This window comes from Amycolatopsis sp. NPDC059027, from assembly GCF_042739735.1.
Classification (GTDB): Bacteria; Actinomycetota; Actinomycetes; order Mycobacteriales; family Pseudonocardiaceae; genus Amycolatopsis.
The window spans coordinates 42,059-57,314 of record NZ_JBHYIK010000061.1 but is presented as its reverse complement, the minus strand read 5'-3'; the positions used below and the strand labels follow the sequence as shown (position 1 = coordinate 57,314).

Sequence of the window (15,256 nt, the reverse complement as noted above, 5' to 3'; positions counted from 1 at the left end):
TCCTTACCGGCAGTCAGCGCCGGTAAGGAGGCCTTCACGGCACGACATCCGGAAAGGGCGTGGTCAGCGACCGGAGCCGGACAACGCCACGCAACACCCACTGGGGTCCGGGGGCGCGCCCCCGGCGCGGGGTTTGGGGGCTCGGCCCCCAAGGACACCAGCACTCGGCGATGGTCCGCGCACTCCGCGGACACGGTCCGCCCAGACGAGTGCCCCCGACGGGGTTCGAACCCGCACTGGGTCGATTTTAAGTCGACTGCCTCTGCCAGTTGGGCTACGGGGGCACCGTCCAGCCTAGGCGATGCGCGTCAGCTCGCGGCGTCGGTCCGCCGAAACTCCAGCCAGCGTTTCCCGACCTGCCCCCAGACTTCCTGGTACTCCTCGAACTTGGCCCTGATCACGGCCGGGTCGAGTTCGGCGGGCGGCGTCGAGGCGATGTAGAAGGCGAGTTCGTCGCGGAGCCGGTAGAAGTGGAACTGGCCTTCCTCCATCAGCACCCACAGCGAGCGCCAGGCGAAGAACGGCTCCAGCGCGCCCACCACGGTGGTGACCGCGACCAGAGCGAAGGCGAAACCTGTCCAGCCGTTGAGGTTCTGCAACCCCAGGATGATCGTCGACGTCCCGGACAGGGCGAGCAGCAACACCCGGATCGCCACTGCCCGCCAGCGGAAACGGCGCTTACGGCTGTGCACGTGGCGGTTGTCCCGCTCGATCCGCTCCAGCACGTGCTGCGCGAGTTCGAGCGGGGTGAGCCCGGAACGAAGGGGGACAGCCGGGACGGACTGCCGAGAGGCCTTCACCTCTCGACAGTAGTCCCTGGCGCGTCAGGACTTCGAGACCCGCGCGAAGTCTTCCTTCGGGTTGTTGATCTGGCCCAGCGAGATGATCTCGCGGCGGAACAGGCCACCGAGCATCCAGTCGAAGAGGATGCGCACCCGGCGGTTCCAGGTCGGCATGGCCTTGAGGTGGTAGGCGCGGTGGAACAGCCACGCCGGGAAGCCCTTGATCTTCATGCCCATGGCGTCCGCGACGCCCTTGTGCAGGCCGAGGCTGGCCACGGCGCCGAGGTTCTTGTGGTAGTAGTCCTTCGGCTTGCCACCGCGGATGACCCGGATGATGTTCTTCGCCAGCACCCGCGCCTGGCGCACGGCGTGTTGCGCGTTCGGCGGGCACGTCGCGGTCGGGTCGGCCTCGGTACGCGAGAGGTCCGGCACGGCGGCGTTGTCGCCCGCGGTCCAGACGTCCGGGTGACCGACGACCTGCAGGCCCGCGGTCGCCTCGAGCCTGCCGCGCTTGTCCAGCGGCAGATCCGAGTTCGCCAGCACCGGGTTGGCCTTCACCCCGGCGGTCCAGATGATCGTGTCGGTGTCGAACTCGGTGCCGTCCGAAAGCACGACGTGCCCGTTCTCGAAGGACTTCGCCGCCGTCGACAGGTAGACCTCGATGCCGCGCTTCTCGAGCTGCTGCACCGTGTACACACCCAGCGTCTCGCGGACCTCGGGCAGGATGCGCCCGGCGGCCTCGACGAGCACCCAGCGAATGTCCTCGGGCTTGATGTTCGGGTAGTAGTTCGTGGCGAAGCGGGTCATGTCCTCCAGCTCCGCCAGCGCCTCGATGCCGGCGAACCCGCCGCCCACGACGGTGAACGTCAGCAAGCGCTTGCGCAGCTCGGGATCGAGCGTGCTGGCCGCCTCGTCCAGCTTCGTCATGACGTGGTTGCGGAGGTAGATCGCCTCACCGATGGTCTTGAAGGCGATACCCTCCTCGACCAGGCCGGGGATCGGCAGGACACGCGCGACAGCACCGAGCGCGACCACGAGGACGTCGTAGCCAAGCTGCTCGACGTGGCCGTCCGCGGCCTCGACCGTGACGGACTTCTGCGCCTGCTCGATCTTGGTGACCCGCGCGGTGAGCACGTGGCAGCGCTTGAGCACGCGCCGCAGCGGCACGACCACGTGTCGCGGCTCGATCGCGCCCGCCGCCGCCTCCGGCAGGAACGGGGCATAGGTCATGTGCGGCTGGGGGTCAACGACCGTCACGGACGCCTCATTGGCCCGAAGCATTTTCTGGAGGCCGTACGCGGTGTACAGCCCTACGTACCCACCACCGAGCACGAGGATCCGAGTCGGTTCCGACTTAGCAGCCATGCACCTATAGTCGCACTCACTCGCGGGTATCGCTCGGGGACCCCACCCGGCTGTGACCAGCGTCGCCACGTCTTCGGCACCGATTCAGAAGAGTCCCGCCACCTCGGCGGCCGAGGCCAGCACGTCACACACCATCGCGTGAGTCACCCGATGCGTCTGGACATTGCGGGGGGACACGTGATAACAGCCGAAAATTCGCAGGTCGTCGAGCTGGAGCACGGCACCGTGCCCGAAGGCCGGCCGCGGCGACGGCACCGGCCATCCGGCGTCCGCGAGCACCGGCATCAGCGCCTGCCAGCCGAACGCGCCGAGCACGACGATCGCGCGCAGGGCAGGCCGCAGCAGATCGAGTTCGGCCGCCAGCCACGGACGGCAGTTGTCCCGCTCGGCAGGGGTGGGCTTGTTCTCCGGCGGCGCGCAGCGGACCGGCGCGACCATCCGGGTCCCGATGAGTTCGAGCCCGTCGCCGATCTCGGTCGACGTAGGCTGCGAAGCCAGCCCGACCTCGTGCAACGCGCGGAACAGGAAGTCGCCGGACGGGTCACCGGTGAACATCCGCCCGGTGCGGTTCGCACCGTGTGCCGAGGGGGCCAGCCCGACGATCGCCAGCGCGGCGTCGGCGGGTCCGAACCCGGGGACCGGGCGGGCCCAGTACTCCTGATCGGCGTACGCGGGACGTTTCGTGACCGCGACCTGCTCGCGCCAGGCGACCAGCCGCGGGCAGGCGCGGCATCCGATCACCTCGGCGTCCAGTTCGGGCAGCGAGCGCGGACGGGTGTGCACCAGGTCACCATGCCACAGCGCCGCGACCGCCGAAGGTCGTGCTGTCGCGGCACTAAGTTGGTTCCATGGCGGAAACGACTTCTGAAGACACCACAGCCGACGCGGCAGAGCCGGCGGCCCCCGGGAAGCCCGCTCCCGAGCCGACGGACGACCTCGTCACGACCCACCACACGCTGACGGTGAAGCGGCGCAAGCTGGCCTACACCGCGCAAACCGGGCGGATCGTGCTGCGCAAGGAGGTCGTGACCGACGGTAAATCGGAGGGCCACAAGCCGAAGGCGGAGGTCTTCGTCACCGCCTACACGCTCGACGACGCCGACCCCGGCACGCGTCCGGTGACCTTCGCGTTCAACGGCGGCCCCGGCTCGTCCAGCATCTGGCTGCACCTCGGGTTGCTGGGCCCGCGGCGGGTGCTCTCCGGGGACGTCGACGATCCGGTGGCGCCGCCGTACGGGCTGGCCGACAACCCGGAAAGCCTGCTGGCGCACAGCGACCTCGTGTTCATCGACCCGGTCTCGACCGGTTACTCGCGCCCGTCCGACGGCGAGACGGCGAAGGACTTCCTCGGCTTCAAGGGCGACATCGAATCCGTCGGTGAGGTCATCCGGCTCTGGGTGTCGCGCAACGAACGCTGGCTGTCCCCCAAGTTCCTCGCCGGCGAGTCGTACGGCACGCTGCGCGCCGCCGGGCTGGCGGCGCACCTGCAGGAGCGGCACGGTCTCTACCTCAACGGGCTGCTGCTCATCTCCTCCGTGCTCGACATGGGGACCCTGCGGTTCACCGAGGGCAACGACCTGCCGTACTCGCTGTTCGTCCCCACCTACGCCGCGATCGCGCACTACCACGGCCTGCACGGCGACCGCCCGCTCGACGACGTGCTCGCCGACGCCGAGGACTTCGCCGCGAAGGAACTGCCGTGGGCACTCGCCCGCGGCGCCCGGTTGTCCACACAGGACCGGACGGAGGCCGTCGCCACCCTGGCTTCACTGACCGGACTCAGCGAGTCCTATGTGGACCGTGTCGGACTGCGTATCGAGCACGTGCGGTTCTTCACCGAGCTGCTGCGTGACCGCGGCCTGGTCGTCGGCCGGATGGACGGCCGGTTCACCACCTGGGAACCGGACGGCGGCCGCGAGCACGCCAGCGACGACCCGTCGGTCTCGCGGATCATCGGTGCCTACGCAGCCGGGTTCAACCACTACGTGCGCGCCGAACTCGGCTACCAGAACGACCTGCCGTACGAGATCCTCTCGATCGACACGTTCAAGGCGTGGTCCTATTCGGACTTCGAGGGCCGCTCAGTGTCCGTTGTGGACTCACTCGGCTCGGCCATGCGCGCCAACCCGCACCTGAAGGTCCACGTCGCCTTCGGCCACTACGACGGCGCCACCCCGCACTTCGCCGCCGAGCACGTGCTGGCCCGCCTGCAGATCCCGGAGGAACTACGGGAGAACATCGACACGGCGTACTACCCGGCGGGGCACATGATGTACGTCCACGAACCGACCCGGCTTCAGCAGTCGAAAGACCTGGCCAAGTTCGTCAAGAAGGCCTCGAACCGCGACTGAGTGGTCCCTCCTCTCCGTCCGGGGCTCATGCGCCCCAATGTGGCGTTCGGTGCGTCCAACGCACCCAATGCCACATTGGGGCGCTCGAGCCACCTACGGACGCACGAACTCGGCGCCGTGGGTGACGGCGGCGTAGGCGTCGACGGAGCCGTGGCCGTAGAAGCCGTTGAACGCCGGGTCACCGAGGCAGGTCGCGGTGAACGAGGCGTCGCGGCCCTCCTTGAGGTAGTCCACCGTCCGCGGCACCGGGCAGGCGATCTGCGACGCGGTGCCTTCGAGGACGCGCTTCACCGCGGCCGGGTCCATCCCGAAACCACCGCGCGAAGGCTTGCCGTAGCGCGAAATGATCAGCGCGGCGACCCCGGTCGCGTGCGGCGCCGCCATGGACGTGCCCTGCAGCCACTGGTAGTAGCCGACGCGGCCGTCAGCGGCGGTGTCCTTCTGGATGCCCGCGGTGACTCCCGCGGGGGTGATGTTCCCGGCGGCGTCGATGGTTCCGGCCGCCAAGCCGACATTCTTCGGATAGGTCGAGAGGATTTCGTTCTGCAGCGTGCGGAACCACGGGGTGCCGTAACCGTCGCGGAAGTATCCGCCGGGCGCGGACACCGAGATCCGCTCGGTGCCGTAGTTCGAGTAGTCCGCTTTGGCCTGTGTCGGGCCGAAAGAGCCCACGCCGATCGCGTTCGGGCCCTCGACCGGCAGCGAGAAGCAGCTCGCGTTGTCGACCTTGCGCGGATGCGTGCTGTTGCTCGGGAAGTCGGGGCTCGTGACGTCGTCGTGCGGCGCGGCGAGTTCGTCGTGCTGGTTGCCCAGCGCCACGACCTGGGTGACACCCTTGCCGTGCGCGTAGTTCATCGCGCGGGTCAGCGCTTCGATGATCGTCCGCTGCTCGGCCTGCTGCGCGGGGGTGTCGGCAGGGTTCGCTGTGCAGTTGTACAGCCACGGGTCGACGTAGAAGCTCATGTTGACGACGTCGATCCCGGCGTCGCCCGCGTAGGTGAGCGCGTCGACGGCGGGCTGGAGGAAGAAGAAGCCCGCGTCCTGGCCGGCGCGGATGTTCACCAGCGACACGTCGGGCGCGACCCCGGAGACGCCGAAGTCGTTCAGCGCGGCGCCGATGATGCCCGCGACGTGCGTGCCGTGCCCGTTGTCGTCGTGGTCGACCGGGTCGACGCAACCGCGGAACTCACACGGCCCGTCGACCACGGTTCCGTTGACGTCGCTGGGAATGTCCTTGGTGAAGTTCCGCGAGTCAGCCCTGTCGAAGTTCGGCGCGATGTCCGGGTGCGTCCCGTCGACACCGGTGTCGATAATGCCGACCTTTACCTTCTTACTGCCCTTCGTCACCGTGTGCGCCAGATCGGCGCGGACGGCTTTCTGGCCCCACAGCTGCTCGTCCAGCGGATCGGTCTTGACCGGGTTCGCGCGCCGCGCGGAGGCGGTGGGCGCGGCCTTGCCACTTCCCTGGCCTTCCTTCTCGACGGCGTCCGGCTTGGTCTTGGGGGCGCCGTCCTTGGGCGCCGAGCCGATCGGCTTCGCCTTCGCCGCGCCGAACACCGCGCGGTTTCCCGAAACCCGTTCGGTGAAGCCGTTCGCGGGCGCGCTGGCGGTGATCAGGCCGACCGCGGTGTTCGTCGAGACGATCGTGCCGCCCGCGTCGCGGACGGCCTGCTGCGCCGCCGCGACGCTCGACCAATCGCGTGCGAGCACGGTGAACTCGGTCGCCGGTCCGGAAAGCCGCGGCTGCGCCGAAGCAACCGGGGCGGCGAACACGGAAAGTGCGCCGCACAACGACATCGTGCAGGCGGCGGCGAGCAACCTGGGTCTTCTCTTCATCATTCCTCCTAGGGGACCACGGATTTCTGCTCCGCGAAATGACACGCCGAGAGGTGGCCGTCGGTCCTGCCGATCAGCTCGGGCTCGTCGTTCGCGCACACGTCCTGCGCCTTCCAGCAGCGAGTGCGGAACCGGCAGCCGGACGGCGGATCCAGCGGGCTGGGCACGTCACCCTCCAGCCGGATCACCTGCCGCTGCCCGCGTACCGCCGGATCGGCGACCGGAACCGCCGAGAGCAACGCCTGCGTGTAGGGATGCGACGGCCGCTCGTAGATCTCCTCCTCGGTGCCGATCTCGACGATCTTGCCGAGGTACATCACCGCGACCCTGCTGGACAGGTGCCGCACCACCGAAAGGTCGTGCGCGATGAACACATAGGACAGTCCGAACTCCTGCTGCAGATCACCGAGGAGGTTCATCACCTGCGCCTGGATCGAAACGTCCAAAGCGGACACCGGCTCGTCGCAGATGATCACCTTGGGCCGCAGCGCGAGCGCCCGCGCGATCCCGATGCGCTGACGCTGGCCGCCGGAGAACTGGTGCGGGTACCGGTTGAGGTGTTCCGGGTTCAGCCCGACGACCTCGAGCAGCTCACGCACCTTGGCCGCACGCGAGCCCTTGGGCGCGACGTCCGGGTGGATCTCGAACGGCTCACCGACGATGTCGCCCACGGTCATCCGGGGGTTCAGCGAGGTGTACGGGTCCTGGAGGACGATCTGGATCTCGCGCCGCAGCCGCCGCAGCTCGGCGCCACGCATCGCGAAGATGTCCTTGCCCTCGAACGTCGCGGTCCCGGCCGTCGGCTCCTCCAGGCGCATCAGCACCTGGGCCAATGTGGACTTCCCACAGCCGGATTCCCCCACCACGCCAAGGGTTTCCCCTGGCATCAGATCGAACGAAACGCCGTCGACGGCCTTCACGTACCCGACGGTGCGCTTGATCAGCACCCCGACCCGTACCGGGAAGTGCTTGACCAGCGAGGTAACCCGCAGAATCGGCTCAGCCACGCGAACTCACCACCTCTTCGGCGAAATGGCAGGCGCTGGTCCTGCCGAAACCCAGGCTGCGCTTGGCGGGCAACTCGGTCGTGCACCGATCCTCGGCCCGCTTGCAGCGTGGGTGGAACGGGCAGCCCTCGGGAATCCTGAGCAGGCTCGGCGGCAGGCCTTTGATCGTTTCCAGCGTCTGTCCTTTGAGGTCGAGCCGGGGCAGGGAATCCATCAACGCCGCGGTGTACGGATGCCCCGGCGCGCGGAAGAGATCGCCGACGTCGGCGTGCTCGACGATGCGCCCGGCGTACATCACCGCGATCCGATCGGCGACCTCGGCCACCACCCCGAGGTCGTGGGTGATCAGGACCAGCCCCATCCGCCGCTCGGCCTGGATCTCCGCGAGCAGGTCCATGATCTGCGCCTGCACGGTGACGTCCAGCGCGGTGGTCGGCTCGTCGGCGATCAGCAGGTCCGGATCGAGCGCCAGCGACATCGCGATCATCGCGCGCTGCCGCATCCCGCCGGAGAACTGGTGCGGATACTCCCGCACCCGCCGCGCCGCCGCGGGAATGCGCACGATGTCGAGCAGCTCCACCGCGCGCCGCCGAGCGTCCTTTCTGGACATTCCCAACCGGACACGCAGCTGTTCCTCGATCTGGAAACCCACGGTGAACACCGGATTCAGCGCGGACAACGCGTCTTGGAAGATCATCGCGATCTCCCCGCCGCGCACCTGCATGCGCCGTTCCTCGGACGCGGTCAGCAGATTCTCGCCGCGGAACCGAATCGTACCCCCGGTGACCACGCCCGGCGGAGTGTCGAGAATGCCCATCACCGTCTGCGCGGTGACGCTCTTGCCGGATCCGGATTCGCCGAGCACGGCGAGGGTTTCCCCGGCGTGCACGGAATAGCTGACACCGTTGAGCACGTTCGCGACGCCCTCGGACGTCCGGAATTCGACGTGCAGGTCCTCGACTTCGAGCAACAGCTCGTTGTCCATCGCAGACGACATCGGGCTACCTCGACTTCGGATCGAGCGCGTCGCGGATCCCGTCACCGAGCATGACGAACGCGAGCACGGTGAACGTGACGAACGCACCGGGGAAGAGCAGCATGTGCGGGGCGTTGCGGAAGTAGTCCCTGGCGTCGCTGATCATCACGCCCCAGGACACCACCGGCGGCCGGACCCCGATACCGAGGTAGGCCAGTGTCGCCTCGGCCCCGATGAACGCGCCGAGCGCGATGGTCGCGTACACCAGCACCGGTGCGATCGTGTTCGGCAGCAGATGCCGGAAAATGATTCTCGGCGTGCTCGCTCCGAGCCCGCGCGCGGCCTTGACGTAGTCGAGCTGTTTGGCCACCAACGTCGCCGAACGCATGATGCGCATCGCCACCGGCCAGCTCAGCACCGCGATCGACACGACGACCTGGACGATGATGGTCACCGGCCCCGGATTGCTGCCCGGTGCGTTGAACGTGGTCAGGATGACGATCGCGCCCAGCACGAACGGCAGCCCGGCGAAGATGTCGCCGAACCGCGAAAGCACGGAGTCGATCAGCCGTCCGTAGTATCCCCCGATGATCCCGACGATCGATCCGATGAGGACGGTCAGCAGCGTCGAGAACACTCCGACGAGCAACGAGGCACGAGCGCCGTAGATCGTTCTCGCGTAGACGTCGTATCCCTGGTTGTCGTAACCGAACCAGGCGTCCGCGGACGGTCCTTCGTTGGCGTGGGCCAGATCGCTGAACCCGGCGGGACGAGAGCTGAACAGTCCCGGCGCGATCGCGATGAGCACCACGATCAGGATGATGATCGCGGAGATCACGAACGCCGGTTTGCGGCGCAGCTGCCGCCACGCGTCGCTCCACAGGCTGCGGGGCTTCTGTGGTCCGGTGGCGGAATCGTCCACACGGGACAGTTCGGCCGCGTCGGCGCCGCCACCGCCGACGAGATTCGGGTCAGTCATAGCGGATCCTCGGGTCGAGAACGGCGTAGAGCAGGTCGACGATCAGGCTCATCAGCAGGTACACCAGCACCAGCAGGACGACGACACCGGTGACCGTCGCGCTTTCCCGGTTCTGGATGCCGCGGAAGACGAGCCCGCCGAGGCCGTTGATGTTGAACACGCCCTCGGTGACGATCGCGCCGCCCATCAACGTGCCGAGGTCGGTGCCGAGGAAGGTCAGCACCGGGATCACCGAGTTGCGCAACAGGTGCACCCCGACCACGCGGCCGCGGGGCTGGCCCTTGGCGATCGCGGTGCGAACGTAGTCGGCGTGCCGGTTCTCCGCGATCGAGGTTCTCGACAGCCGGGCGACATACGCCATGGAGAGACTGCCCAGCGCGATGCCCGGCACGATCAGTTCGCCCACCCCGGGATCGTCCGAGACGCTGACGTCGATGATGCCCAGCTCCGTGCCGAGCACGAGCTGCAGCACGATCGCGGTGACGAACACCGGCAGCGAGATCAGGAAGGTGGTCGACACCAGGACCAGGTTGTCGAGGAATCCCTTGCCACGCAGGCCGGTCAGTACGCCCGCGGTGAGGCCGATGATCGCCTCGATCGCCACCGCGACGAGTGCCAGCCGCAGGGTGATCGGATAGGAGTTGCCGATCAGCTCGCCGACGGAATTGCCGTTGAAGGTTTCTCCCCAGTCGCCGGTGAACAGGCTCCCGAGGTATTTGAAGTACTGCACGAAGATGTTGTCGTCGAGATGGAACTTCTGGGTCATCATGGCTACGTATTCCGGCGGGCAGGCCCGCTGGCCGCATTTACCGGCGAACGGATCCCCCGGCACGGCCCACACCAGAACGTAGATGAGAAAAGTGGTTCCGAAGAACACCGGGATCAGCTGGAGCAGTCGTCGCAGAATGTACCGAGTCATGACTGGTTCCTCGTGCGCGCCGGGCCTCGTGCGCACCGTCCGCCGGAACGGGCGGCGCGCACGAGGCCGTGAGTGGTGGGAGTGGTCAGCGCGTCACTTCTTGAGTACCTGGATCGAGGGATAGTCGGCCATCCGGCGGAAGTCGACCCCGGCGGTCTTGAGATTCTTGGACTTCGCCGCGACGCCCTTTTCGCTCCACACCGGAATTGACGGAAGGTCCTGGGCGATCAGATCCTCGGCCTGCTGGTACACCTTGATCGCGGCGTCCTTGTCGGCGGTCGAGTCGGCCTGTTCCAGGATCTTGTCCACGGCCGGGTTGGAGTAGGCCGAGTCGTTCGCCGAACCGTCGGTCCGGTAAAGCGGGTTGAGGAAGTCCTCGATGGACGGATAGTCCGCCGACCAGTCCGACCTGCCCATGCCGGTCAGTTTCCTGGCGTTCACCAGGCCGCGGAACTGACCGAAATCGGTGGCCGGGACGAAGTCGCACTGGACACCGAGCACATTGTGAATGCTGTTGCAGGCGGCGACCAGTGGTTCCTTGCGTCCACCGTCGGCGTTCGAGGCGATGGTCAGCTTCCCGGTGAAACCGGACTTCTGGAAGTACGTCTTGGCCTGCTCCGGATCGAAATGGCAGAACTTGCACACGCCCTGCCGGAAACCGGGGATCCCCGGTGAAACGTAGCCGTCCGCGGGCACGTAGACGTCGTGCATCACCGTCTTGGTGATCTCCTCGCGGTTGATGGCCAGTGAAATCGCCTTGCGCAGATCGGGACTGTTGTAACCCGGCACGTAGGACGGCACCGCGATCGCGTTGATGCCGAGCAGATGCCCGGTGATCAGGTTGTCCTTGAGATCGGCCTTGTACTTGTCCCCGGCAAGGGCCGACGGCGGCAGGGCTTCGACGAAGTCGAGCTTTCCGCTCAGCAGGTCCTGGTAGGCGGTCTCCTGACTGATGTAGATCTTGACGTTCAGGTTCTTGAAATGGACCTTGTCGTCGCCCTTGTAGTCGTCGAACCGGGTGAGCTTGATGTCCTGGTTCGGCGTACGCTCGACGAATTTCAGCGAGCCGTTGCCGATGGGGTGCCGCGCGAAGGCGTCGGGGTCCTTGAAGAACGAGTCGGGCAGCGGCGCGAACGCGGTGTACCCGACCTTGATGGCGAACACCGAGAACGGGCTGTTCAACGTCACCTGGAACTCGTAGTCGCCGAGTTCCTTCAGCCCGGACATCTTGTCGGTGGGCGCGGTCTTCCCCTTTTCGGGGTGGGCCTCCGAGTAGCCCTGGATGTTGTTGAAGAAGGCCGCGTTGAGCAGGTTGGCATGGACGGCGTAGTTCCACGCGTCGACGAAGTTGTGCGCCTTGACCTCGGTGCCGTCGTGGAACTTCCAGCCCTGTTTGATCTTGATGTCGTAGACCTTGGAGTCGGACGTGGTGATCGACTCCGCCATCAGGTTGTACGGCTGGGCGCTGTCGCCCTTGAAACCGACCAACGCGGCGAACATGGGCTGCAGCGCCTTGGTGCCGCCGAGGTCGTTGATGTTCGCCGGGATCAGCGTGTTCTCCGGCTCGGTGCCGTACACAGTCACGGTGCCATCCGGATCGACCTCCCCGGCACCGGCCTTCGACCCCGAGCCGCCACAGGCGGCCACCACCAATGCCAAGGTTGTCACCACCACGGTGGATGCCCAGAGCCTGCGCGAACGACGCATGTCCCCTCCAACTCGTGTGCCCGCCGGCGCGGGATCCCCGCACCGGCCCGAAAGGTGAGACGCACGTTAGCGGCGGGGTGAACCCGCTCACAGGACCAGCGTGTTGCAAATGGGTGACAGCGGTGGGGACCACCCGGTTAGAGCACAACGTTCGTAGGAAGATCGATAGGCCGAACAGACCAATAGGGACAGTTGGTCACCGCACGCTCACCGACCGCTCATCCGGTCCGGCGGGAAGGGTTTTTCCCTTTCAGGCAAGCGAAAGTGCTATTCCGTCCAGGATGTCGTGCTCGCTGACGATCAGCTCGTCCGGACCACCGCGGGCGGCCAGTTGCTCGGCCAGCGTCTGCACGATCACGGCGCCACCGCCGATCACGTCCACCCGGCCGGGGTGGATCACCGGGTTGGCCGCCCTGGTCGCGTGGTCGGCCGCGAGCAGTGTCCGGGTGAGACGGTCGATGTCGGCGTGCGAAAGCCGCGAAAGGTGCACTCGCTCGGTGTCGTACTCGGGCAGTTCCTGGGCGACCGCGGACAACGTCGTCACCGTCCCGGCGACACCGATCCAGGTCCTGGCACGCGAGACGTCGACGATCTCGAACGCCTCGGTGAGGATCTTCGCCGCGAGCGCGCGGGCCTCGGTGATCTCGTCGGCCGTCGGCGGGTCACCCTTGAGCGCACGCTCGGTGATCCGGACGCAGCCGATGTCGACGGACTTGGCGGCCAGCACCTCGGCCTCGCGGCCGTCCCACGTGCCGAGCACCAGCTCCGTGGAACCGCCGCCGACGTCGACCACGACGAACGGGCCGTCGTCGGGATCCTGCTCACCGACCGCGCCGGTGAACGACAGCCGCGCCTCCTCGTCGCCGCTGATCACCTCGGCCTCGGTGCCGAGCACCTCGCGGGTCATCGCGAAGAACTCGTCCCGGTTGCTCGCGTCCCGCGTCGCCGACGTCGCGACCATGCGGACCTTCTCGACGCCCTTGCGGCGCGCGGCGATCGTGTAGTCGGCCAGCGCGGCCCTGGTGCGCTCCAGCGCCTCCGGGGCGAGCCTGCCGGTGGCGTCGACGCCTTGGCCGAGCCGGACGATCCGCATCTCGCGGTGCAGATCGCGCAGGTCGACCGTGCCGTCATGACGCGGGGTCAGCTCGGCGACGAGCAGGCGGATGGAGTTGGTCCCACAGTCGATCGCGGCAACACGAGGCATGACCCCACCCTAACCAGTCACGCCGCCGCGTTCCTGGTGGCGTCAGGGCTTCGTCGTTGTTCCCGAGGCCGGGGTCGTCGACGTGGGAGTGACCGTGACCGTGGCTCCGCACGTCGGAGGCGGCGGTGTGGGCGTGGCCGTCGGCGTCCCGGTGGCAGTCGTCGTCGGGGTCACGGTGATCGTCGTCGGGGGAAGACACGTCGTCGGCTGTGTGGGTGTTGTCGGCTTCGTCGGTGTGATCGGCGTCGTCGTGCCTGGCAACGTCGTCGGCGATGTCGACGGCGGCACCGAGGGCGAGCCGGGTGCTGACGGCGGGGCCGGAGGCGGCGGCACGGCGGGCGGCGGCGGGGCCGCGGCGGCGTTCGGCGCGCCGACCGGGATCTTGCTGTCCGGGGTCGGCAGCACGCCCTTCCGGTACGCCTCCGCCCACAGGATGACCGTGTTCACATACGTGTCGGAGTTGTTGTAGCGATGGATCGACGCACTCAGCTGCTCGGGATTGGCGAGGTCGAGACCGCCGGAGCAGAGGTACCGGCCGGTCGCGAGCGAAGCGTCGTAGAGGTTGTTCGGATCGGCGACACCGTCACCGTTCCCGTCGGAGGCGTAGCCGAGCCAGGTCGCGGGAATGAACTGCATCGGGCCCACGGCGTGGTCCCACACCGGATCGCCGTCGTACTTGCCGCCGTCGGTGTCCGGAATCGCGGCGAAGCCGCCCGAGCCGTTGAGCTGCGGGCCGAGGATGCGCTCCAGCGTCGTGCCGTGCGCGTCGACGTAACCGCCGCGCGCGTGGTTCGACTCGATCCGGCCGATGCTCGCGATCAGTGCCCAGTCGATATGGCAGCGAGGCTGTTCCTTGCCGAGGATGTCGGCGGACTTCTTGTACGCGTCGAGCGCGGTGGCCGGGATGCCGAGCGGGCCGTTGGGGAGTTCGTAGGCGGGGAGCGGGAGCGGCACCGGCGAGTTCGGGAGGCTGCCGTCCACGGAAATCTGCAGAGCCAGGGGGTTACGCGGGTCGTACCCGTCGGTGAGCGCGACGTGCTTGGTCGGCACGACGTCCGACGCGGCGAGCCATGCGGTGACACCGGTGCCGGCGAGCACCGCGGGCACCACCCCGAGGACGCCACCGACGATGGCGAAGAGGGTCTTGTGCCGGGCGCGGAGTCGCGCCGATCTTCGCAGGGCGGCTCCGATCGCGGCCGGTCCTCGCAGACGCATACCCCTTGCCCCTCCCGGACGGATTCCCCAGGAACCCGATACTCGCCCACCCCGTGTAAGGACTCCGTTGCCAGCCTGCCCCAAGCCGGACCCGGATTCACCACTCCGGGCGGATCGAACCACTCCGATCCGCGAGATTCCCCCACCCAGACCAGTTATCTCTACCCAGGGAGGCGGTGTTACCCGGCGCAGTCGCCCGAGGGCCAGCCCTTCTCCCGCAAGAGGGCGAGGGTCTCGTCACCGAACGGGTTCACCCCGGGACCGACCGCGAGCGTGTGCGCGAGGTGGACGTGCAGGCACTTGACCCTGCCGGGCATGCCACCGGCGGTCACCTGGTGGCCGAGCGGGTCGATCGCGTCCCGCTCGGCCAGGTACAGCTCGTGCGTGCGCTGGTAGGCCGCCGCGAGGTCGGCGTCCGTGGCGAGCCGGTCGGTCATCTCCTTCATCAGCCCGGAGGCCTCCAGCGTGCCGACCATCGACGTCAGCCGCGGACAGGTCAGGTAGTACAGCGTCGGGAACGGGGTGCCGTTCTCCAGGCGCGGGCTGGTCTGCACGACCGACGGGTGCCCGCTCGGGCAGCGCGCGGCGACCGCCCGCAACGCACGGGGCGGCCTGCCGAGCTGCTCCGCGATGACCTCCCGGTCGGCGTCGGTGACGGCTTCGAACTGGTGCTTTTCCGCGCTGTTCACGCCTAGCAGGTTAGCCGGGGCGTCGTGGCGCGGTGACCGCCGGTGCGCCCGGTGCTGCCGACGCTGCCGATCGGCGGCACGGCCACCCTTCCGCGCACTGTCCACAACGGACACAACCGGGCGTACCCGGTTGAGCGGTTCGGCCTGCGGCACCGATGTCGCGAACGTCGCGTTCGGGACGCTCAACGTCCCCAACGGAGCTTTCGCGACATCCGCAGCCCCCTAC

The 15,256-nt window shown here is 67.9% G+C and carries 13 protein-coding genes and 1 tRNA gene; 1 reads left to right on the top strand and 13 read right to left on the bottom strand.

From position 1 onward, the window contains the following. Window positions 1–210: 210 nt before the first annotated feature. From ACFWY9_RS33740 to ACFWY9_RS33725, 4 genes are all read right to left on the bottom strand, one after another. A tRNA-Leu gene (locus ACFWY9_RS33740) sits at window positions 211–284 on the bottom strand. 24 nt (window positions 285–308) lie between these two features. Further along, a complete protein-coding gene (locus ACFWY9_RS33735) occupies window positions 309–800 on the bottom strand; it encodes an SLATT domain-containing protein (protein ID WP_378324506.1) in 492 nt (163 codons plus the stop codon). A gap of 24 nt (window positions 801–824) precedes the next feature. Further along, on the bottom strand, window positions 825–2,147 hold the full coding sequence (locus ACFWY9_RS33730; protein WP_378324504.1) for an NAD(P)/FAD-dependent oxidoreductase: 1,323 nt from the start codon (window positions 2,145–2,147) through the stop codon (window positions 825–827). 84 nt (window positions 2,148–2,231) lie between these two features. After that, the gene (locus tag ACFWY9_RS33725; RefSeq protein ID WP_378324503.1) at window positions 2,232–2,930 is read right to left on the bottom strand and encodes a uracil-DNA glycosylase; all 699 of its coding nucleotides are present in this window, start codon (window positions 2,928–2,930) and stop codon (window positions 2,232–2,234) included. A gap of 65 nt (window positions 2,931–2,995) precedes the next feature. Between ACFWY9_RS33725 and ACFWY9_RS33720 the strand changes: the two genes are divergently transcribed. After that, on the top strand, window positions 2,996–4,498 hold the full coding sequence (locus ACFWY9_RS33720; protein ID WP_378324502.1) for a S10 family peptidase: 1,503 nt from the start codon (window positions 2,996–2,998) through the stop codon (window positions 4,496–4,498). A gap of 93 nt (window positions 4,499–4,591) precedes the next feature. Here ACFWY9_RS33720 and ACFWY9_RS33715 read toward each other — a convergent pair whose 3' ends face one another. From ACFWY9_RS33715 to ACFWY9_RS33675, 9 genes are all read right to left on the bottom strand, one after another. Then, entirely contained in the window at window positions 4,592–6,295 is a 1,704-nt protein-coding gene (locus ACFWY9_RS33715; RefSeq protein WP_378340756.1) for a S8 family serine peptidase, read from the bottom strand. 47 nt (window positions 6,296–6,342) lie between these two features. Then, a complete protein-coding gene (locus ACFWY9_RS33710) occupies window positions 6,343–7,341 on the bottom strand; it encodes an ABC transporter ATP-binding protein (protein WP_378340752.1) in 999 nt (332 codons plus the stop codon). Further along, window positions 7,334–8,326, bottom strand: coding sequence for an ABC transporter ATP-binding protein (locus ACFWY9_RS33705; protein WP_378340755.1), 993 nt, complete (start codon window positions 8,324–8,326; stop codon window positions 7,334–7,336). Before ACFWY9_RS33705 ends, ACFWY9_RS33710 begins: the two co-directional genes overlap by 8 nt. Before the next feature lie 16 nt (window positions 8,327–8,342). After that, window positions 8,343–9,296, bottom strand: coding sequence for an ABC transporter permease (locus tag ACFWY9_RS33700; RefSeq protein ID WP_378324500.1), 954 nt, complete (start codon window positions 9,294–9,296; stop codon window positions 8,343–8,345). After that, complete coding sequence (locus tag ACFWY9_RS33695) at window positions 9,289–10,215, bottom strand: ABC transporter permease (RefSeq protein WP_378324498.1); 927 nt, start codon at window positions 10,213–10,215, stop codon at window positions 9,289–9,291. Before ACFWY9_RS33695 ends, ACFWY9_RS33700 begins: the two co-directional genes overlap by 8 nt. 93 nt (window positions 10,216–10,308) lie before the next feature. Beyond that, window positions 10,309–11,922 carry an ABC transporter substrate-binding protein gene (locus ACFWY9_RS33690; protein ID WP_378324497.1) on the bottom strand — a complete coding sequence of 538 codons (1,614 nt, stop codon included), beginning with the start codon at window positions 11,920–11,922 and terminating at the stop codon, window positions 10,309–10,311. Between the two features lie 250 nt (window positions 11,923–12,172). Continuing rightward, a complete protein-coding gene (locus ACFWY9_RS33685) occupies window positions 12,173–13,126 on the bottom strand; it encodes an exopolyphosphatase (RefSeq protein ID WP_378340751.1) in 954 nt (317 codons plus the stop codon). Window positions 13,127–13,168: 42 nt separating this feature from the next. Next, entirely contained in the window at window positions 13,169–14,341 is a 1,173-nt protein-coding gene (locus ACFWY9_RS33680; RefSeq protein ID WP_378340750.1) for a lytic transglycosylase domain-containing protein, read from the bottom strand. A gap of 179 nt (window positions 14,342–14,520) precedes the next feature. Then, window positions 14,521–15,030: a DUF501 domain-containing protein gene (locus tag ACFWY9_RS33675; protein WP_378324494.1), complete on the bottom strand. Its 510-nt coding sequence runs from the start codon at window positions 15,028–15,030 to the stop codon at window positions 14,521–14,523. Window positions 15,031–15,256: the final 226 nt, after the last annotated feature.